Consider the following 19,333-nt stretch of genomic DNA (forward strand, 5'->3'; position numbering starts at 1 on the left):
ACACACTTAATTGACGCATAGAGATTGTGCGCGGCTATCTATTAACTAAAAACACAGGTGTTATATATGCCAAGTACCGCAGCTGGTGCTATCGTCGGCGCGGCAGGCGGTGGTGCAATCGGATTAATGACAGGAAGCTTTGACTACGGAGTAATTACAGGTGCGATTATTGGTGCAACTGTTGCGGTCATAGCATCAAAAGATAACAACAAGAAAAAGGTTCTGTTATTTATCTTATCGTTTTTAACTGGTGTTCTTATCTCTGAATCAGTAGAGCGAATAATTGTAGCTGAGACGGGTTATGAGATAGGTAAAACATTAACAGCCATTCTGGTTTCAGCGTTATTCATTTCATTGCTTCTCATTATCGCAAGTAGTGAGACACTAACAAAGGCCATTAGATGGCTACCAAGACTCATTGAGAATAATTTCTCCGTATTGATGAGCACCTTAACTGAAAAGTGGAGGGGCAAAAAATGAGTTATCAAGAGATTATCAACTATACGAATGTCGTCGTGTTAATTCTCATGGCCATTCGTGTGTTTCTATGTAATTACGCTCGTCATAGAGATTCATTTATCGGCATGGTGCTTATCTGGCTTTGTATATGGCAAAGCTACCAACTAATAAAGCCTAATGATTTCGATGCGAGCTTATCTAACTTACTCGGTGATGTGTTCATCTGCGTTTTGGTTTTTGCAGCTAAAGGAAACATCATGCAGGTATTTAAAAAGGTGAAGAATGAGCAACTTCAAATTCAGTCAGCGAAGCGAAAATAACCTTAAAGACGTCAATCCTGACTTAGTGAAAGTCATTCGTCGCACGCTGGAAATAACCCCTGTCGATTTCATTGTTATTGAAGGCTTGCGAACTCAAGAGCGACAAAAGCAACTGGTTGCAGAAAAGAAATCACAAACAATGCACAGTCGTCACTTAACAGGTCATGCAGTAGATATCATCCCTGTGAATACTAAGTGGCAGATTGATGAATTTAAGCCACTATTGAAAGCGGTTAAGCAAGCCGCTGATGAGTTAGGCGTTAAATTGCGCTTCGGTATCAACTGGAAGAATGACCCATCACTACCAATTGAAACTAAGTTCATTGATTGCCCGCATGTTGAGATTCCGGCATGAAATGGATAACTAGCCCAATAACTGGTTGGCTTGCTGCGTTTCTATTTTTTTCCCTCTGGATTCTATCTGCATTAGCTCACGAAAAAGAGCTAAGCGACCAGAAAGACCAAAAGATTATAGAGAGTAACCTCATTATATTTAATGCCTACCGGACGCTTTCTATATTTGACCGAATTTCACAAGCCAACATCAAAGCAAAGCAATTAGAGGACTCAGAACATGTCACAGTTAAGACTGTTATCAAAACAGTACTCAAAGACAATGAGTGCGCTAATACTGCTGTGCCCGATGATGTTGTTAGTGAGCTGCGGAACTACAAAAGAGGTATTGATTCCCGTTCAGCCAGTACCGATACCAGCACACCTAACCGCTGATTGTCCTCAACCTGATATCCCTGAGAATGTTGATTGGGGTGATATGCCTCAACTGTTGGTTGATGCGATGAACTCAATAGCAAAGTGCAACTTGGACAAGAAAGCAATACGGGAAATTGAGAAACAACGAGCCTCCAATTAGGGGGCTTTTTAATGCATAACCCCGACAAGGTTAGATAATTTGTTAAACCAGTAAAGAGGTGATCCAAATATCTTGGCTGCTAGGAACAGACTAGAAGTGGCCTAGCATAGTATCGCTAGGCTGCGACCTCTACGCATTTCACCGCTCATTCACAGAGCAATTCTAAAACGTCGAATCCAATCACTTTGATATGAGCCTTCGAGGAAGTCAGTTATAGCTGGCGAGCTTCGACGGGCTGATTTTCTATGTGAACGAGGGTTCATTTCAAATGTAGGTAATACGTATGAATTATCCAAAAGTAATCGTTAATGGCGTATCAGTTCGAGTTGATAGCGCTGGTCGCTACAGTCTAAATGATTTGCATTCAGCGGCAGTGCTAAAGGGCGAGGCTAACGAATCGCAAAAACCAAGTAAGTTTATTCGAAGTGCTTCTGTAAAACGCTTTGTATCCGCTCTTGATTCCAGAGGACAAAAAAGTCCTTTGAAAGAAAATCAGTCACTTAAAGTTATAAAGGGTGGTAATGAGCAAGGGGTATGGGCGGCAGAGCTTTTAGCCATCCGCTATGCTGCATGGATTAAGCCTGAATTTGAAATTAGCGTATATGAAACATTCCGTGAGGCAACACTTAACGGGATATCTAATATGACAATGCTAAATCGCTTGGACTTGCTTATTGCAACTGAAAAACAAGAAATAAGTCACTGTGCTCGCAAGATGAATCGCTGGGGTGTCGGAGGTCGTAAGAAATCTCTATCTGACACTAGAGCTAATATTGTTGCTCAAATGGATCCTGATATGGTCTCAATCATGGAAAGCTATCAATAATGAATTGCAACTAAGATGTAGTAATATCATTCATGGCTAACTATATAAGGTGAATTGAAATGTCAGGATTCAAAAACGATTTACATGAAATACTAAATAAAGCTGAATTTAATGGTGGGATAGGTTCCTCTGCAACGGTGAATGCAATACTAGAGTCAGCAAAGGCCAATTACAAAAATGCTAGCGACGAAGGGAAGAGGGCAATTATCGAAAGGTTGGAGCGACTAGCCAAAGAGCATGGAATGCAACTACCCACTAACTACTTACAGATAATAAGTTAAGCACCAAACCAAGCCACCTTCGGGTGGTTTTTTATTACCTAAAGAAAGGCAATTTATGACTACTGAACTAACAGCAAAAGAGAAAATCCGCTTAGGCTTACTTAAGCTAACAGGCAATAACACCGCAGCAACCGCAAAGGCAATTAAGCTCATCAACGACGATCAACTTGAATATGAGCTATTTGTCCAACTGTGGAATAGCAACAACGGCAACTTTGATAATGGAAGCGTAGACATGCTAACTAAGGTTGATTCCGTCTATCAGCGAGTGCAGGAAACAAAGAAAACGTTATTCAACGATGAAGTAGCAGAATAACTGATTTATAAAATTCTACAAACGTCATTCACTGAGTGGCGTTAATAGAGCTTTATATAAGTTTATGACGGCAAAGGTATCACTGGTTGCCGATGGTATATAAACATAACCAGTTAATTGTTCTGATTGAGGTTAATTAATGGCGACTAAAACAAAAATGGGTCGCCCTTCTGATTATTTACCAGAGGTGGCGGACGATATATGTGCTCTTATCGCCGATGGTGAAAGTTTGCGCTCGGTATGTAAACGAAAAGGCATGCCAAATACTACAAAAGTCATGCGCTGGTTACGGGAAAATCCAGACTTTCGTGAACAGTACGCGAAAGCAATGGAGTCTAGGGCTGACGCTGTTTTTGAGGAGCTATTTGATATTGCTGATGATGTTGCCGAGGAGTCGGCGGCAGTAGCCAAGGCTAAGTTAAGAATTGATACGAGAAAGTGGGCTTTGGCAAGAATGAGCCCTAAAAAGTATGGCGATAAAATTAGTCAAGATATTGATGTTAAGTCGTCTGATGGGTCAATGACGCCACAGCCAACAAAAATAGTTCTGGTTGCCGGAGGTAACAATGACGGTAGCGAGGATTGAAATACCGCCTAAATTAATTCCAGCATTCGAAGGTAACTATCGCTATCGCTGCTCACATGGTGGGCGCGGTTCAGCAAAGACGAGAACATTCGCGTTAATGACGGCTATTCGTGGTTACATGGCTGCGATGAATGGTCAATCGGGAGTAATACTTTGCGCTCGAGAGTACATGAACTCCCTTGAAGAATCATCAATGGAGGAAGTTAAACAGGCGATTAGGTCTGTGCCTTGGTTAAATGACTTCTACGAACTAGGTGAGAAATACATTCGCACTAAGTGCCGCTCAGTTAGCTATGTGTTCGCAGGGTTACGGCATAACTTAGATAGCATCAAATCTAAGGCAAGAATATTAATCGCATGGGTCGATGAGGCTGAATCAGTATCAGAAATAGCATGGACAAAACTTGCTCCTACGGTTCGTGAGGCTGGCTCTGAAATATGGGTGACATGGAACCCTGAGCGAGACGGTAGCGCAACAGATAAACGCTTTAGGAAGAACCCACCTGATAACGCTGTCGTTGTCGAGATGAACTACGATGATAACCCGTGGTTCCCGTCAGTATTGGAAGATGAGCGGCTGAATGACCGAGCCAGACTAGATGAAGCTACTTATGCGTGGATATGGGAAGGCGCTTATCTTGAAAACTCCGATAAGCAAGTATTAGCCAATAAATATGTCGTTCAATCATTCCCTGATGACCTGTGGCAGAAAGCAGATAGGTTGCTTTTCGGTGCTGACTTCGGTTTCGCTAAAGACCCTAACACATTATTGCGACAATTCATTCTAAATGACTGTTTGTATATCGAATATGAGGCTTATGGCGTAGGCGTTGAACTTGACCACATGCCAGAGTTTTACGACAAAATACCAGAGGCGCGTAAGTGGCCTATTAAAGCTGATTCCGCACGACCTGAAACTATCAGCTATTTAAAGCGGCAGGGATTCAATATCTCAGCCGCTAAAAAGTGGCAGGGTAGTGTTGAGGATGGTATTACGCATTTACGCGGATTCAAACAAATCATCATTCATCCTCGCTGTAAAGAAACAGCAAAGGAAGCCCGTCTCTACTCATATAAAACAGACCGGATCACTGGTGAAGTATTGCCTGTGATTTTGGATGCTAATAACCACTGTTGGGATGCTGTTAGATATGGGCTTGATGGGTATATCACACAAAAATCTAACGCAGGCCTATTGGTTCCAAAAAGATTACTGAGGCGATAATGCAAGAAAACATGAAACTAGCCGTCAATCACTTAGTGAATGATGCGATAGCTCGTGCCCGTATGGCTTTGGTCAATCCAACCATGGGGCTTGACGCTAAGCGATCATCTGCTTGGTGCGAATACGGATTCAAACAAGATTTAACCTTTGATGATTTATACAAACTATTTCGCCGTGGTGGGATTGCATACGGCGGGGTAACTAAATTAAGTGGCACGTGCTGGAAAACATCTCCGCAAGTCATTGAAGGAGATAGTGCCGATGAGTCGAAAGATGAAACGGCGTGGGAAAAGTCTTTCAAAAAAGCAATTAACAAACGCATATGGAAAGAGTTTAAAGAGGCAGATCAGCGCCGTCTTGTAGGTCGCTATTCTGGCCTAATCCTTCACATCAATGACAATGGTAAATGGCACGAACCGGTTAAAGCCTCCAAACTTTTGAGAAAGGTCACTCCTGCATGGGCTAGTGCTATCAAACCTACTGAGTGGGTTACTGATATTAACTCGCCTGACTACGGTCAGCCGAAGATGTGGCAATACACCGAGTCACTACCCAATGGCGGCACTAGAAACATCAATATTCATCCTGACCGCGTGTTCATTCTAGGTGACTACTCCATTGATGCGATTGGCTTCCTTGAGCCAGCCTACAACGCATTTGTGAGCCTTGAAAAAGTCGAAGGCGGTTCTGGTGAGTCATTCCTAAAAAATGCAGCCAGACAGCTGTCAGTGAACTTTGACAAAGAGGCCAAGCTTGATGATTTAGCAAGAGCCTACGGCGTTGAAATGTCAGAGTTGCAGGAGATTTATAACGATGTTGCTAGGGAAATCAACATAGGCAATGACGCAGTTATGATCACTCAGGGAGCTAACGTTAACCCGTTAGTTACTGCTGTATCAGACCCAACGCCTACATATAACGTCAATCTTCAAACTGCCGCCGCAGCAATGGATATCCCATCGAAAATACTCGTCGGCATGCAAACAGGAGAAAGAGCCAGCACCGAAGACCAAAAGTATTTTAATTCACGTTGTCAGTCACGTAGGGAGAGCGAGCTTTCATTCGAGGTGGAAGACTTTATTGACCACTTAACACGAATCAAGGTTCTAGAGCCTATTGCTGAGAAAACGGTTATTTGGGATGACCTGAACGAGCAATCAGCTACTGAAAAACTCGATAGTGCTGAGAAGATGAGCCGTATTAATCAGACATCACTAGCAACTGGCGAACCTGTATTTACTGTTGAGGAAATCAGGACGGCGGCAGGGCATGAAAACGACAGTGATGACCCGTTAGGTGAATTCGATGAAAATCCAGAAGATACGAACCGCGATAAGGTCAGGAACGAAAGCAGATCCGACAGCGGTTGATAAATTAGAGCGCGGAGCAATGAAAGCCTTTGCCAAGCGCATTAAAAAAGTATCACAAGGCTACATACAGCTACTCAATAGAATACCATCCGAACCTGTAGTTAATAAAAAATACCAATTCGACCTAGACCCTAACTATCTTTCAATCATCTTGAGAGACGGCGAGCTCATGGTCGATGAGGTGTTATTGCAGGGTGGTGAATTCAATAACTTCTTTTTCAATGAGTACGTCAGCACAGCATATGAGCGAGGAACAGCGCAGGAATATGCAAACTTAGCTCAGCAATCGACAGCATACGCAGCAACACAGCAAAGCGTAGCAACGATATTGCTCAGTGAGCCCTATCAACTTCGGATGGCGTTAGTTCGCGCTCGTGTGTTTGAGGAAATGAAAGGACTATCAGCACAAGTCAAAGCAGATATGGCGCGCATTCTTACCGATGGCATAGCGAGAGGGCTAAATCCTCGTGAGGTAGCTAGAAATCTGAATGAGCAATCAGGTATCGAAATTCGTCGCGCTAATCGAGTAGCTAGAACGGAAATTACCACAGCATTGCGTAGAGCTAGAATGGATGAAGCTGACGAAGCTAGCGAAGTTCTCAACCTTGAGACTCGACAGGTCCACATATCAGCACTGAGCCCAACAACTCGACCTAATCATGCATCACGTCACGGCAAAATATTTACCACTGACGAGCAACGCGATTGGTGGGCTGTAGATGGTAATTCAATCAACTGCAAGTGCTCGACGGTGACGATTCTGACCGATAAAGAAGGCAGACCGTATAACGATACGTTACTCAATAAACTGAAAGAGGAAAAAGAAGCCATGAAAGAACGTGGTTACCAATGGGCGGAGGAATAACGATGCCGATTCAAGTAAACGTCACGACCAAGGTTAACAGCGCATCAATCAGGCGTGAAACCTATAACGGACGTGAGCACATCATCATACCAAGCTACACACTACCAGCTAACGTCATCATGAATGGTGGCTTATATCCAAGCACAGAAATCAATGCTCACTACAGAGGTCTAGAAGGCACTCTAGCGCCACTTGGTCACCCAACGGTAAATGGTGAGTTCGTATCAGCATTATCCGCTGAGGGTATCAATCAGGGGCATATAGGCGCATGGAATCGTAATGTTGCGAAAGTTGGCAATCGGATTTATGTCGAAAAGTGGATTGATGTAAACAAGGCAAAAGAATCTGAAGGTGGTCGCGAAGTGTTGGCAAGAGTGGAAGCGCTGGAAAGCGGCGAAAGCTCAGAGCCAATTCATACCAGTGTGGCTGTTTTCTTGGAGCAACTTGAAGCCAACGAAGAGCAGAAAGCACAAGGCTATAACTGGATTGCAAAAATCCACAGCATGGACCATGACGCAATATTACTTCATGAGTCTGGCGCAGCAACACCGACTCAAGGCGTTGGGATGATGGTCAACGCTGACCAAGCAACTGAGATGAAAATCAACAATGGTGCGCTTACTGGCGAAACTTATCGCGAGAAAGAGCACAAGTTAACAATGGCGGCTCGCAAGCAGTTTGCTACTGGTGACGAATATGTATGGGTATCTGATTTCACTGATACACACGCAGTCATCATGGTAGATAACGGCACGGCTAAATTACATTCCTACACTAACGAAGATGGCGTTATCACATTTGACATTCAAGGCGAAGAAGTAGAGCGCCAAGAGTCGTGGGTGAAAGTGGTAACAAATAAACTTAAATCGGTATTCAGTAAACCGCAGGCAAGCCCTGCAATCAACAATAGCACGGAGGGCGACATGCCTTTAACTAAAGAAGATTTAGACCAACTAAGCACTATCATTGGCAACGCGATTGCCGCAAACAATGAGAGCGTAATTAACCCAATCAAAGAAACGCTAAGTGAAATTAAAACGAACCAATCACAATTATCTGAAAGCTTAACCGCTAACCAACGCGCTGAAGAAACAGAAATGCGCAAAGAAGTAGCGGCTAAATATGGCGAAGTGGTTGCAAATTCACTGCAAGGCCAAGCGTTAATCGATATGCATAAGCAACTCGGTGAAGCAGCATCATTAGCTGGCAACTCAGGCGCACAGCAGGAGCAAGTTGGCGCACCAAACCCAGCGGAATACTTTAAAGGAGCTCAATAATGGCTACTAGTCGTTACCGCCGTGTAAATCTTGACGGCAAATCAATCACAGAAACTCGCGCAGCAAAGGCTAATGTGTTGCCCGGTACTTTCGTGGTTATTGATGCAAATGATGAGTTTGCACAAGCTACAGCATTAACAGGTCGTATCTACATCACCAATCCTGCGTATCACCAAGGCCTGACAATTCGTGATGCTATTCCTGCTGGCGACTCTGCTGTCGGTGAGTATGTGGAAGAAGGTCGAGAGCTCGCTTTGTTGGTTCCTGCTGGCACTTACAAAAAAGACTCGCCGATTAAATTTGGTGTGGATGGTCAAGGTGCTTTGGCAACTGCTGATACCGACTCGGTTATTGGCTACAGCCAAGATGAAGTAACTCTGTCTAGCGCGGATTTCATTCGAGTTCGCTTCCGTGTTGGCACTGTTGCCGCTGCATAATTAAAAGGAAAAACTATGTTTTATACTGCTGAAACTTTAGCAACAAATAGCCGACTGCAACGTCAGTGGGAAGGATTGTGGGCGACACGTAATATTTACAACACGCAACACAATCTGATGATTAACCAGTATCAGAACGTGATGGACGGTGAAACGTTAGCGGCAAACCAAGTTGGCGGCTTCACTCGTGAATTTTGGGCTGAGATTGACCGTAACATTATCCAACTCCGCGACCAAGAAACAGGAATGGAAATCGTTAATGATTTAATGGTCCTGCAAACTGTGTTGCCGATTGGTAAAACTGCCAAGTTGTACAATGTGGTTGGTGATATTGCTGACGATGTATCGATCAGTATCGATGGTCAAGCACCATATTCACACGACCATACTGAATATGGCTCAGACGGTGACCCAATTCCAGTGTTTACTGCTGGTTATGGCGTTAACTGGCGTCATGCGGCAGGTTTAAGCACAGTGGGGATTGACTTAGTGTTGGATTCTCAAACCGCGAAGATGCGCCAATTCAACAAGAAAATTGTTAATTACTTCCTGAATGGTGACGACAAAATCAGCGTTGATGGTTACAAAGGCCAAGGCATGAAGAACCACCGCAACACAGCGAAGATTGATTTAGGCACTTCAGGTGCAGATATCGATTTAACCACAGCTGATTTACCGGCACTGCTAGCATTCTTCGGTTTCAATGGTGCGTTTGGTCAGACAGCATACAATAACAAAGTAGATGCTTACGATGTTATGTGGGTAAGTTATGAAGCATGGGGTAACTTAATCAAGCCTGTGGTTGTTTCTGTTGGTGCTGGTGCAGCTAACAGTGTGGTAAATGGTCGCATTATCGATACCTTGTTGCCATATGCTGGCGTGAAAGAAATTCGCCCGACTTATGCGCTTAAAGGTACTGAGTTCATCGCGTATCAGCGCCGCAAAGATGTAGTAACTCCATTAGTTGGCATGGCAACAGGTGTTGTTCCTAAGCCTCGCTTTATACCACAGGACAACTACAACTTCCAAATCATGAGCGCGGCAGGTCTGCAAATCACTCGTGATGGTGAAGGTAAATCTGGTGTAGTTTACGGCGCGAAACTGAGCTAAGGAGATAAAATGGCTAAGTATGAAGTTATTATCCCTTGGCATGGAGTTATTAAGGGGCAGGTAGTTGAGTTTGAAGAATTGCATCCAGTGTTAAAACCAAATGTGCGCTTGCTGTCAGATGAAGCCGCTGCGGCATTAACACCATCAGTTGAGCAGACTAAAAAGCCAACCAAGAAAGAGGTAATCGAAAAGCTCACCGAGTTAGGCATTGAGTTTGACGAGAAAGCCAAGGTCGATGAGCTAATTGCTCTGCTTCCAGAAGAATAGCCGCGAAAGCGGTTTTTTTATGCCCTCGAAAGGGGGCTTTGCTTTGTGAGGTAATCATGATCACAAAAGAGCAAGCCAAAGAATACCTGACGGGGCAGGGAATAGAGTTACCTGATTTTATTCTCGACGCATTGATTGAGCAGGTCGGTAGTATTCAGGAATGCCTTGATAAGCATTACCCAGCGGCAACAGCGCTATTGATTCAGATGTATTTGCTTGCACTCATGGCACTTGGTCAGGGTGATAAGTATATCAGCTCACAATCAGCCCCCAACGGTGCGTCACGGTCATTTCGGTATCAATCATTTGGTGATAGATGGAAAGCAGCTACATCGCTTCTACGTGGCTTAGATAAGTACGGATGCGCTAATGGGCTAATCCCTTCTGACCCGACTCAAACAGCTCATGCTGGATTGTGGATTGCGAAAGGTGGGTGTATGTGTGGAGGTGGTCGATGAGCGCAACTGCTAACTGGTCATATACCGCACTAGCAACAATTTACCCTGTCATTCGTGGCGGTGGTAAATGGGATGACACAATCACCTATGGCACGCCTTATCTTATCGACTGCACATGGCAATCTAGCAATGAAGTTGTGAAAGACGATTTGGGAAAGGAGTTTGTTACCAATAACGTTTTTTACACTGAGTTAAAGCGTAACGGTGTAGATGTTCAAAGGCCAGAGCGCGGCTTTTACATTGCCAAAGGCGATACCACTTCTCAATCTGACCCGAGAGTCGCAGGAGCTGACATTATCATCACAGTTAAAGAAGATGATATGAGCTTTTTCGGTGAAGAGCCAGATTATGAGATAAGGACGTGATATGGGTGTAAAAGTCAAAGGTATCAGGCGAGTTAAGTCTAACATTAGTCTAGAGTTGCAAGATATAGCTAATAATCGTACCGCCAGAGTATTAACAGAAGTTGCTATAACTGGCGCTAAGTATGCCGCCTTACTTACCCCTATAAAATCATCGACACTAATTAATAGCCAGTATCGACAGCTTCATAAACTATCTGATGGCTATGAGGCTAGAGTGGGCTATTCGGCAAACTATGCAGCAGCAGTCAACGCGGCAAAAGGAACGCTGAAAGGCAAACCTAGACCGGATGGCAGTGGTAATTATTGGGACCCTAACGCAGAGCCTGATTTCTTACGCAAAGGTTTTGAAGTAGATGGAGCGCAGGAAATACAGGAAGTTATTAGACGAGGTTACAAAATATGACCTCAAGTGAAATATATGATGCGATTGGAGATTGGCTTGTTTCGCATAATTTCAGCACAGGATATAAGTTACAAAAGCGGTTCTGGAAGGAGACAGAAGGCAGCCAGATAGATAGATTTATGGTTATTCAACGGATGGGCGGCGCTAATTCAGAAGAAGCCGTTACTCGCGATAGCTATAGAATACTTCTTATTTCAGCGATTGGTGATACGAATATTGATGAGGTTGATGATTTGGCCTCAAGGATTCGAAGCGCCATGCTTGATGACTACCAAACAGGTTGCATTATTTCAATGCGTCCAATCGGCGGTATCTCAGACCATATGAGTGAAAACCGCATCTTTTTCGAAATCAATTTCAACACAATAATCTCACGATAACGGAGTAAATAAACATGGCAGGATGTGAATCAGGTGCATTCACAGGGCGCGACGTAGTTGTATATTATGCAATTGCATGCCCTGAGAACAAGCCATCACCTAGTGATTACAAACGCTTAGGTATGATGAGAGGCAAATCAACATCTAGCGAATGGGAAACAGTAGATGCTACTGCCGACCAGTCACCGCAAAACACACAAGAGAGCTTGGTTACATATAAAAATGTCACATTCTCTGGTGATGGTGTCTCTAGAAAAGAGGCCATCTATGGTCAGCGTGAATTAAAGCGACATCAATACAACCCAGTTGAAACATCTGGACAACCTTATGTTTGGTTTAAAATAGTCAGCCCTATAGATATAACAGAAGGCTGCTTCTTAGTTCCTACGTGGAGCGATGAAAATCCTCATGATGACGTTGCTACATGGTCTTTAGAAGCCAATAGCGCAGGTGGTGTCGATATCCGTGACATTCCAGAAGAAATCGTAATCACCAAACAGCCAGTAGACCAGACTTTAACTGTAGGCCAAACGCTAACTTTATCAGTGGAGGCTAAATCCACCGATGGCTCAGCGCTAACTTACCAATGGAAGAAAGGTAACAGTAATGTATCTGGCGGTACTGCTGCGACATTCACCAAGCAGGCAACGGTTGCGGGTGATGCAGGGGAATATACTTGCGTCATTACTTCAACTTCTGCGGGTAGTGTTACTTCTAGTCAAGCAACAGTCACCATTTCTTAATCTAAGGGGCGTAAGCCCCTCTATTGAGGTCTCATGCAAGTATTAACTGATGTAGGGCAATTTACAGCAGTAGTAGATGGCAAATCGTATTGTTTTACACCTTCATTTTCTGCGATGTCCAGACTAGCGAAGGACTCACTAACAAGATTGACTGATGTTTTCGTTACAATTCATGGCGGTAAATTCCCAAAAATAAACAATCCTGATATCGCTAAGCAAGTGGAGCCAGTCTGCTTTGCAAGAATGGCTATGGCATGCAAGGAAGTGATGGAGGTGTGCTGTAACGAAAATATCAGCAATCTAATCGGCTCACTTAGTATCAATGGAAAGGGGTGGTTAAGTTATCGAGCGGGGTATATTGAGCTTGAGGATATTATTAAGCTAGCCCGTCACCTAATGCGACACGGTATCATGGGCGACCAAAAGCCTGATGAAGACGAAGAGCCACAAGGAAAATTCACAAACGAGTTCGACCCGCGTGTTTATGTCTACCTTGCGGTAGCCCATTTGGGTATCAGCGAACAGGAAGCGTGGGGAATGACAATGACAGGTTTCCGAGCTGCAATGGAAGCTAAATTTCCCCGTAGCGAGAAAGATAAAATCCCATCCAATAAGCGGTATGAAGAAGCTATGGATTGGGCTGATAAAATTATTATGCGTGATAATGCTAGGTAGGTTATGAAAGAAACATTCAAGCCATTTGAAGAAGGTAAAATGAGCTTTAATCCAACTGTGAAGCCTGTTCCGTCATCAGATATTTATGAGCGTCATCCCGCCATGCTATCTTGGCCTAGAGATAAAATAAGCCATGGAGTTGTAGAGATACTTTCTGATTGCGCTGCTGATGTAATGCGAGATAAAGGTATATTGGCTTTTAATCGGCACATTGAATGCAGTCAGGAACACGGATATAACTGTGTGGTTTTTCAGGTAGAGGCAAATGATGCTTACGTTATTAGCGAGTTAAATGATGACTTAGCTAAGTTGATTGTTAACCGTGGTATTGCTGGTCTTAGCGCATTTGCTATGTTTGAAAGAGGTAGTGCGCCGTTTTATTCAACAGTAGGTATTTGATATTGTTTAATTATAGCGATTCGCGAGAATTGATAGCCCATCCTTGGGCTGGGGTGGATTAGGCTAAGAGTTTAGCCTCTGGCTTTCCTTTAAGGGTTAATAAATTGCAATAAACAACGCCGTTGAGTTCAGATAACTGCTTGGATACTTCAGATTCTAAGTTAGGATTTAACTTTTTAATTGCTGGCGCTAGTGTGTTTCGCCATTCATCTATGATTGACTTGATAATATTGTGAGCCACAGAAGTATTGCTTAGCAAAATGTCTGAGAGCTGCCTTTCTTTTCGATTTAAACTGCTAGTATTAACTTCGTAATGATGTTGTAGAGCTTTTAACCAAAAATAGGCTGCATCTATATTTACGCCCGTGCTTCTAAGTTTAGTCAGCATTTCAATTAGTGGGTTCGGGTATTCAGCCATATTCTTAAGCATCTTTTGAGGGTATCTATAGAATTCAGATAGTGATTCTGCTTTATCAACACCCTCAAGGTCAAACAGCCAATCGAACCCATCAAAGAATGACATTGGCATTGCAAGGCTTTCAAGTCCAACCTGTGGTAACTGCTGTTTAGGTATGTACTCACCTTCAAGCGCATCAAGAAATGAAATGGCTTGCGGTATCTGCTCAGGTAGTAGCTCGTTGATATGCTCAACGCCGAACTCTTTGTGAACATACTTCCAGATATCAGGATAAATATTACCGACACCAGTAGCAATTAAACGCTCGGCTGTTTGACGTAGCGGAGTAAGTTCTTTTGCTGTTGATTGACGAGCATTCGCTTTAGCCTTAACTTCGCCAGTAGTCCAATACTCATAGAGTACGTCGTCGCTTCTATCTTGGTATGCAGCAACTTTCTCTCTGATTTCAGATTTTACTTTGTTTATGTTTATCGTATGAAGCCAGCCTGTTAATTTTTTAAGGGCTAAGCAAACTACACTACGGCGTTGGTTATCGCATGGAAGCTGCATTGTGATATTCACAACACAGGTTTTAAATCTTTGTTTTATCTTAGTATATTGAGAGGCCCAATCTAACCCCATTCCTTCAATGAATGGTCGCATAGCTACGAATGGCTGACCTTCATAATTAACCAGATAAAGGTTATCGCCGTGGAAAGGGACATTAATTGTTGATATAGTATTCATAGTTCGTTTCCTACAAGTTTCGGACTAAATTAGAAGCCTCGACTGTTCGCGCAGTCGGGGCTTCGCTGTTTTAAGCACTCAATAAACCATCTTGTATGAGCGTTCGCTTTAATCTCTGAACCATCTCTGAATTCAGAGACCTTCCTTCTTTTTTTGCAATAAGCTTCAATATTTCTTTGATTTCGGGGTCTATTCTTAACCCCAATGGGGAAACTTCTCTCATCCTCATTTTTTTGTCCTTTGTGTAGCTAAAGTGTAGCTATAAAGCTATCAATTTAAAAGTATTTCGTCAATATTATTTTAGCTACACTGTGATGCTAAATGTTGCAGAGGGTGGCTATAATGAAAGGCATGAGAGGCTTAACGCCAATGGGCGTTAGAATACCTGATGATTTAAAAGAAAAAATTCAAAAGAGAGCACTAAAAAATGGACGCTCTATGAACTCGGAAATAATAATGATTCTACAGGAAGCTGTAGACGAAGAAAGAAAACCGAAGAACATAGATGAGCTAGCCAACTTAGAATCAGATAAGTTCAAAGAGCTATTCATGGAAACCGTCAAGAAGATGTACGAGGGTAAATCATGACGCTTAATGAACGTGTTGAATTGGTAGGAAAAATAACACATACAATAGCTATTATGATGTGTGAAATTGAATTAAATCAATCTATGAATGTATATGCTCTCAATATTCACGCCGAAGACTATTACTGTGATGTTTTTAATTTTCTTTATGAAGGAAAAAACTTTAAAAATGCCAATGCTGCAGGTTCAAACCAAGAGTATATTGACCTAATTGATGAAAAATCAAAACACGTAATTCAAGTCACGACAACTACAAGCAAAGAAAAGATAGATAATACATTAAAGTTATTTTCAGAAGGATGTGAAAAATATTCTGGATATACCTTCGATGTATTCTATTTACTTAATAAACCAAAAAATTTAAAGAGAAAAACTATAGAAGAATACAGTAAAAATAATGGCATTACGGACATAAGAGATCATTTAAAGGACTTTACTGACCTTGTTAATGATATTAAGTCATTATCTGATTTGCGTCTGATTGAGATTTTCAATCGTTTTTTTAAGCAACTAAATGATAAGTATACAGATATAATATCGCTGCAGATAGTGTTTGAATTATTAGCAAAGAATAATAGATCAAAAGATCGTGACTATAGTGTGGATTTTAACAATAAAGAGCTGGATGAAAAAATAAAGCTAAACAATTTGAACCTTAAGGTGTCGTGCGAGTTACATAATGGCAGCGAAGCATCACTGCCAATTTATGAAAATATAGACGATGAGGCATTAACGGAGATAAGGGACTTGGTAGTTAATTGTTTCTATGCAGAGGCTCTGAAAAATAGCTTGTTATCTTGTGGTGCAAGGCATAGGGATGTGGCAAAGAAAAGTATTAGTGAGTTACACAGCCTAACAGTAGAAAAATATAGAATAGATTACTCCAAGGTATTAGGGGACTTATGCCATAGGATAGAAAATGAAACATTCAAAGCTAGTTATCAGGAAACATCAATGGCTTGGGTTATTGTCTCTTACTTTTTTGAAGAGTGCGATATAGGAATTAAATAGTGATATTACCGACAAAAGTAATCGCTCCAGTTAGCTCGTTGTATTGCATTTCAGCATATGTATTAGATGCGATAAAGTGCAATGAATGCGTTGGCTTTGATGAAATCCTCGATATCGTTAATGACACTTACCCTGAACCTATAAAGGCTGATAAGTTACAGCTTTGTCTAGATTTTTTATTTATAATTGGCCAATTGGAGTTCGATGGTGAAGCTTTTAAAATTATATTCAAGTAATCCTAGATTTAAAACTATCACCTTTAAGAGTGGTATGAATATTGTTGTAGGCCTACAAGCCAGCAAGTCATCTACAGATAGCTCCAATGGCATAGGTAAAAGTAGTTCATTAAATTTAGTGCATTTAATGCTTGGTGGAAAACTAGACAAAAAAAATACCAGTGACATCAAACTAAAGTCATTTTTATCAGGTTATGGTGATTTTTATCTAGACATGCTTGTTGGCTCCACAGAGTACACTATCAAATTAAATTTTGAAGATGAAGTGTATTATCTTAATGGGGTAAAAATAGGTAAATCAGAAACATTTGGTAAATATCTTTCTGAAAAGGTCTTTATTAACCTGAATGGGACTGTAACTTTTAAACAAGTTTTTAATTGTTTTGCTAGAAGATTTTTGCCAGAAAGAAACTACTATAATGGCACCTTAATGCAACAAGGGCAGCCAATTAACGATTTTTATCAAAGAATGGTTAACCTTTACTTGTTGGGTATAGATCTATCTCTTCCTAACGCTTATAAAAAGACAGCTAGCAAAATAGATGATTTAACAAAAACCAGTAACTCTCTGGAGAAAGCTAATGTACTAGAAGATGAGTCAGAGTTATTGGATTTAAAGGATAAGTTAGAACAGTTATTACAAGATAAAGATAACTTCATCATAGCAAGTAATTACGACGCATTAAAATTACAAGCTGATGAGCTAACTGATGAAATTAACAAGATCAGAGATAAAGTATTTTCTCAATTACGCGAACTGAGAAACAAAAGAAGGATACTAAGCTCTTCCAAGGATGTCGTAAAAGTGGATTTTAAAAAGGTTGAGCAAATTTTTAATGAAGCTAAATTTCATTTCTCTGACAAGGTACAGAAACGGTTAGAAGATGCCACAGAATTCCATATAAAAATTCAGGAGAGCAGAAGGGAGAGGATAGAGAAAAGCATAAATGAAATAAATTTAGAGAATATTTTGTTAAAAGATACTCTGTATAGACTAGAAAACAAAAGAGACAGCTTACTCAGCGGTCTCAGCTCTATGGGGGCTCTAGATGAATATAATTCTATCATCGATAGAGTTAGGGCTTTAGAGTCAGAGATTGCAGAAATATCAAGTCATCAGCAGACGTTAGCTAAAGTTAGAAAAAACAAGGCCATCTTAGAAAAGCAGAGAGCTGAAATCAGTGTTGATGCAATGGAATACATTGAGGCAAAACAAGAGCATCTTGATAATATTCAATCTAAATTTAGAGCATTAGTTAGACGGTTCTACACACACCAAGGCGGGTCAATCCGAATAACTAAAAATGAAGGGGTCGCAAAGTACCTTTACGATATAGCTATACATATTCAGAAAGATTCATCTCAAGGTGTAGGTGAAGTTAAAATATTCTGTTATGACATATTGCTATATCAATTAAACATGAATTTACTGGGTTTTCTTGCCCATGATAGTGCTCTATTTTCTGGAATAGATATTCGACAGATAAAAACAATGTTCAAAATATCTCTTGAAATGTGCGAAGAAAATGGGCTTCAGTATTTTGTAAATCTTAATAAAGATATCTATGATGAGATAACATCAAGTAAGAAAGACGATATTTTGAGCGGCAATGATAAAGACGAGTTAAAGAAAGGTACAGTGCTAAGACTCTTTGATGACAAACCAGAAAACACTTTATTTGGAGAATATTTTGGTTGACGATAAACCTGCTTCGGCAGGTTTTTTGTTTGCTTCAATTTGCACTCCCGCTAAGCTAATATAAGGCAAATTAATCTAATATTGAGGCAAGGGATGAAAAAGTTATTTTTAGCTGGGTTGGTTGGCTTGGCGGTATCGTTAATGGCTGGGTGCGCATCATCAGGTAATCATTCAATAAAAAATGAGACGCAAGAAAGCATTAATTCAAAGCTGGTGAAAGGTAAAACAACTAAAGAAGAGGTAAAGCTAATTTTTGGCAAACCAAGTGCGACGACATTTAGCAGTGAAACTGGTGAGCAGTGGATTTATACGTTAGCAAATACACAAATTAAAGGGACAACCCTTATTCCATTTTACGGATTGTTTGATGGTGGGGCTGATTCTCAGATTAAGCAATTGATAGTAATATTCAAAGATGGTGTTGTTGATAAGTATATGTTATCTGATTCAGCTATCGAAACTAAATCTGGTTTATTAAATTAATGTGAGGATGCATGAAAAAGGTATTTATTGTTGCCGCGCTGCTAGTATTAAGTGGGTGCTCTAATAAAACAGGGTTAGGAACTAACATAAGTAAAGATAGCTATGATGGAAATACTGTGATATCGATTGAAGAGCATGGTAATGACTGTCAATCATTCGTCTGCACCGGTCTTGGCGCTCAATGGAATTCAAAAAATAAAGATAAAGCCATTTTGTACGTTAGTGTATTTAATGAAATAACAACCATTAACGCGGCTGAAATTAAGATTGATGGAAAAGAGTTTAAGATAGCAAAAAAAGATGGCTACTCTGACTTTGATTCATTTTCTCCGTCAGTTCGAAAATCAAGTCAAGCTTTTTTGGTTGATTTTAGTCTAATTAAGGCAATAACTGCTGCATCTGATGCAAGGTTAAGAGTATACACATCAAAAGGGCAAATAAGTGATGTGATTGTATCAAATGGAAAAGATAGCAAGGCTTACTATGCGTTAAAAAGATTTGTTGATGACGTAGAGAAAGCAAATTAATTTAAATTAACAA

General features: G+C 41.2%; 31 protein-coding genes. 29 read left to right on the forward strand and 2 right to left on the reverse strand.

The features are described 5' to 3' along the window. Nucleotides 1-66: 66 nt before the first annotated feature. The 23 genes from ACU696_RS10555 to ACU696_RS10665 all read left to right on the forward strand — a co-directional run bounded on the left by ACU696_RS10555 (nucleotide 67) and on the right by ACU696_RS10665 (nucleotide 13,633). Nucleotides 67-480 carry a putative holin gene (locus tag ACU696_RS10555; protein ID WP_071548375.1) on the forward strand — a complete coding sequence of 138 codons (414 nt, stop codon included), beginning with the start codon at nucleotides 67-69 and terminating at the stop codon, nucleotides 478-480. Next, entirely contained in the window at nucleotides 477-779 is a 303-nt protein-coding gene (locus tag ACU696_RS10560; RefSeq protein WP_447343090.1) for a hypothetical protein, read from the forward strand. Before ACU696_RS10555 ends, ACU696_RS10560 begins: the two co-directional genes overlap by 4 nt. Further along, entirely contained in the window at nucleotides 742-1,134 is a 393-nt protein-coding gene (locus tag ACU696_RS10565) for a M15 family metallopeptidase (protein WP_206277348.1), read from the forward strand. The genes ACU696_RS10560 and ACU696_RS10565 overlap by 38 nt, the downstream gene beginning before the upstream one ends. Then, complete coding sequence (locus tag ACU696_RS10570; RefSeq protein ID WP_447343091.1) at nucleotides 1,131-1,508, forward strand: hypothetical protein; 378 nt, start codon at nucleotides 1,131-1,133, stop codon at nucleotides 1,506-1,508. Before ACU696_RS10565 ends, ACU696_RS10570 begins: the two co-directional genes overlap by 4 nt. Continuing rightward, nucleotides 1,426-1,650, forward strand: a complete 225-nt coding sequence (lysC, locus tag ACU696_RS10575) for an Rz1-like lysis system protein LysC (protein ID WP_447343229.1) — start codon at nucleotides 1,426-1,428, stop codon at nucleotides 1,648-1,650. Before ACU696_RS10570 ends, lysC begins: the two co-directional genes overlap by 83 nt. 283 nt (nucleotides 1,651-1,933) lie before the next feature. Beyond that, entirely contained in the window at nucleotides 1,934-2,476 is a 543-nt protein-coding gene (locus tag ACU696_RS10580; RefSeq protein ID WP_447343092.1) for a KilA-N domain-containing protein, read from the forward strand. A 59-nt stretch (nucleotides 2,477-2,535) separates the two neighbouring features. After that, the gene (locus ACU696_RS10585) at nucleotides 2,536-2,757 is read left to right on the forward strand and encodes a hypothetical protein (RefSeq protein ID WP_447343093.1); all 222 of its coding nucleotides are present in this window, start codon (nucleotides 2,536-2,538) and stop codon (nucleotides 2,755-2,757) included. Between the two features lie 55 nt (nucleotides 2,758-2,812). Then, a complete protein-coding gene (locus ACU696_RS10590; RefSeq protein ID WP_447343094.1) occupies nucleotides 2,813-3,073 on the forward strand; it encodes a DUF2560 family protein in 261 nt (86 codons plus the stop codon). A gap of 139 nt (nucleotides 3,074-3,212) precedes the next feature. Next, entirely contained in the window at nucleotides 3,213-3,659 is a 447-nt protein-coding gene (locus ACU696_RS10595; protein ID WP_196718618.1) for a terminase small subunit-like protein, read from the forward strand. Further along, on the forward strand, nucleotides 3,640-4,884 hold the full coding sequence (locus tag ACU696_RS10600; protein ID WP_209102092.1) for a PBSX family phage terminase large subunit: 1,245 nt from the start codon (nucleotides 3,640-3,642) through the stop codon (nucleotides 4,882-4,884). Before ACU696_RS10595 ends, ACU696_RS10600 begins: the two co-directional genes overlap by 20 nt. Then, the gene (locus ACU696_RS10605) at nucleotides 4,884-6,254 is read left to right on the forward strand and encodes an anti-CBASS protein Acb1 family protein (protein ID WP_209102094.1); all 1,371 of its coding nucleotides are present in this window, start codon (nucleotides 4,884-4,886) and stop codon (nucleotides 6,252-6,254) included. The genes ACU696_RS10600 and ACU696_RS10605 overlap by 1 nt, the downstream gene beginning before the upstream one ends. Next, entirely contained in the window at nucleotides 6,190-7,119 is a 930-nt protein-coding gene (locus ACU696_RS10610; protein WP_209102096.1) for a phage minor head protein, read from the forward strand. Before ACU696_RS10605 ends, ACU696_RS10610 begins: the two co-directional genes overlap by 65 nt. A 2-nt stretch (nucleotides 7,120-7,121) precedes the next feature. After that, nucleotides 7,122-8,396, forward strand: coding sequence for a hypothetical protein (locus ACU696_RS10615; RefSeq protein ID WP_209102097.1), 1,275 nt, complete (start codon nucleotides 7,122-7,124; stop codon nucleotides 8,394-8,396). Further along, nucleotides 8,396-8,833, forward strand: coding sequence for a gp53 minor capsid family protein (locus tag ACU696_RS10620; RefSeq protein WP_209102099.1), 438 nt, complete (start codon nucleotides 8,396-8,398; stop codon nucleotides 8,831-8,833). The genes ACU696_RS10615 and ACU696_RS10620 overlap by 1 nt, the downstream gene beginning before the upstream one ends. 15 nt (nucleotides 8,834-8,848) lie before the next feature. After that, nucleotides 8,849-9,943: a major capsid protein gene (locus ACU696_RS10625; RefSeq protein ID WP_209102102.1), complete on the forward strand. Its 1,095-nt coding sequence runs from the start codon at nucleotides 8,849-8,851 to the stop codon at nucleotides 9,941-9,943. Nucleotides 9,944-9,952: 9 nt separating this feature from the next. Continuing rightward, the gene (locus ACU696_RS10630) at nucleotides 9,953-10,210 is read left to right on the forward strand and encodes a hypothetical protein (RefSeq protein WP_209102105.1); all 258 of its coding nucleotides are present in this window, start codon (nucleotides 9,953-9,955) and stop codon (nucleotides 10,208-10,210) included. 56 nt (nucleotides 10,211-10,266) lie between these two features. Next, on the forward strand, nucleotides 10,267-10,668 hold the full coding sequence (locus tag ACU696_RS10635) for a DUF7370 family protein (RefSeq protein WP_141173681.1): 402 nt from the start codon (nucleotides 10,267-10,269) through the stop codon (nucleotides 10,666-10,668). After that, nucleotides 10,665-11,033 carry a hypothetical protein gene (locus ACU696_RS10640; protein WP_209102106.1) on the forward strand — a complete coding sequence of 123 codons (369 nt, stop codon included), beginning with the start codon at nucleotides 10,665-10,667 and terminating at the stop codon, nucleotides 11,031-11,033. The genes ACU696_RS10635 and ACU696_RS10640 overlap by 4 nt, the downstream gene beginning before the upstream one ends. Before the next feature lies 1 nt (nucleotide 11,034). Further along, nucleotides 11,035-11,436, forward strand: coding sequence for a hypothetical protein (locus ACU696_RS10645; protein ID WP_209102107.1), 402 nt, complete (start codon nucleotides 11,035-11,037; stop codon nucleotides 11,434-11,436). After that, nucleotides 11,433-11,816 carry a phage tail termination protein gene (locus ACU696_RS10650; protein ID WP_209102108.1) on the forward strand — a complete coding sequence of 128 codons (384 nt, stop codon included), beginning with the start codon at nucleotides 11,433-11,435 and terminating at the stop codon, nucleotides 11,814-11,816. Before ACU696_RS10645 ends, ACU696_RS10650 begins: the two co-directional genes overlap by 4 nt. A gap of 14 nt (nucleotides 11,817-11,830) precedes the next feature. Further along, nucleotides 11,831-12,559 carry an immunoglobulin domain-containing protein gene (locus ACU696_RS10655; protein ID WP_140180763.1) on the forward strand — a complete coding sequence of 243 codons (729 nt, stop codon included), beginning with the start codon at nucleotides 11,831-11,833 and terminating at the stop codon, nucleotides 12,557-12,559. A 33-nt stretch (nucleotides 12,560-12,592) separates the two neighbouring features. Beyond that, on the forward strand, nucleotides 12,593-13,234 hold the full coding sequence (locus tag ACU696_RS10660; RefSeq protein WP_447343095.1) for a DUF6246 family protein: 642 nt from the start codon (nucleotides 12,593-12,595) through the stop codon (nucleotides 13,232-13,234). A gap of 3 nt (nucleotides 13,235-13,237) precedes the next feature. Next, nucleotides 13,238-13,633, forward strand: coding sequence for a hypothetical protein (locus ACU696_RS10665; RefSeq protein ID WP_447343096.1), 396 nt, complete (start codon nucleotides 13,238-13,240; stop codon nucleotides 13,631-13,633). Nucleotides 13,634-13,691: 58 nt separating this feature from the next. Here ACU696_RS10665 and ACU696_RS10670 read toward each other — a convergent pair whose 3' ends face one another. Together ACU696_RS10670 and ACU696_RS10675 are read right to left on the reverse strand one after the other, a co-directional pair. Continuing rightward, a complete protein-coding gene (locus tag ACU696_RS10670) occupies nucleotides 13,692-14,777 on the reverse strand; it encodes a phage antirepressor N-terminal domain-containing protein (RefSeq protein ID WP_210815455.1) in 1,086 nt (361 codons plus the stop codon). A gap of 70 nt (nucleotides 14,778-14,847) precedes the next feature. After that, a complete protein-coding gene (locus tag ACU696_RS10675) occupies nucleotides 14,848-15,006 on the reverse strand; it encodes an Arc family DNA-binding protein (RefSeq protein WP_081335999.1) in 159 nt (52 codons plus the stop codon). Between the two features lie 113 nt (nucleotides 15,007-15,119). Here ACU696_RS10675 and ACU696_RS10680 point away from each other — a divergent pair, with 113 nt between their 5' ends. The 6 genes from ACU696_RS10680 (at nucleotide 15,120) to ACU696_RS10705 (ending at nucleotide 19,320) form a co-directional block, all read left to right on the forward strand. After that, nucleotides 15,120-15,365: an Arc family DNA-binding protein gene (locus ACU696_RS10680; RefSeq protein ID WP_047256773.1), complete on the forward strand. Its 246-nt coding sequence runs from the start codon at nucleotides 15,120-15,122 to the stop codon at nucleotides 15,363-15,365. Further along, nucleotides 15,362-16,375: an SMEK domain-containing protein gene (locus tag ACU696_RS10685; protein WP_210815456.1), complete on the forward strand. Its 1,014-nt coding sequence runs from the start codon at nucleotides 15,362-15,364 to the stop codon at nucleotides 16,373-16,375. The genes ACU696_RS10680 and ACU696_RS10685 overlap by 4 nt, the downstream gene beginning before the upstream one ends. Then, a complete protein-coding gene (locus tag ACU696_RS10690) occupies nucleotides 16,375-16,611 on the forward strand; it encodes an ABC-three component system middle component 6 (RefSeq protein WP_307862973.1) in 237 nt (78 codons plus the stop codon). Before ACU696_RS10685 ends, ACU696_RS10690 begins: the two co-directional genes overlap by 1 nt. Continuing rightward, the gene (locus ACU696_RS10695; protein WP_247603982.1) at nucleotides 16,580-18,310 is read left to right on the forward strand and encodes a DUF2326 domain-containing protein; all 1,731 of its coding nucleotides are present in this window, start codon (nucleotides 16,580-16,582) and stop codon (nucleotides 18,308-18,310) included. The genes ACU696_RS10690 and ACU696_RS10695 overlap by 32 nt, the downstream gene beginning before the upstream one ends. A 93-nt stretch (nucleotides 18,311-18,403) precedes the next feature. Next, nucleotides 18,404-18,793: a hypothetical protein gene (locus ACU696_RS10700; protein WP_447343097.1), complete on the forward strand. Its 390-nt coding sequence runs from the start codon at nucleotides 18,404-18,406 to the stop codon at nucleotides 18,791-18,793. 11 nt (nucleotides 18,794-18,804) lie between these two features. Beyond that, entirely contained in the window at nucleotides 18,805-19,320 is a 516-nt protein-coding gene (locus ACU696_RS10705; protein WP_447343098.1) for a hypothetical protein, read from the forward strand. Nucleotides 19,321-19,333: the final 13 nt, after the last annotated feature.

The organism is Providencia sp. PROV_01 (assembly GCF_053098325.1).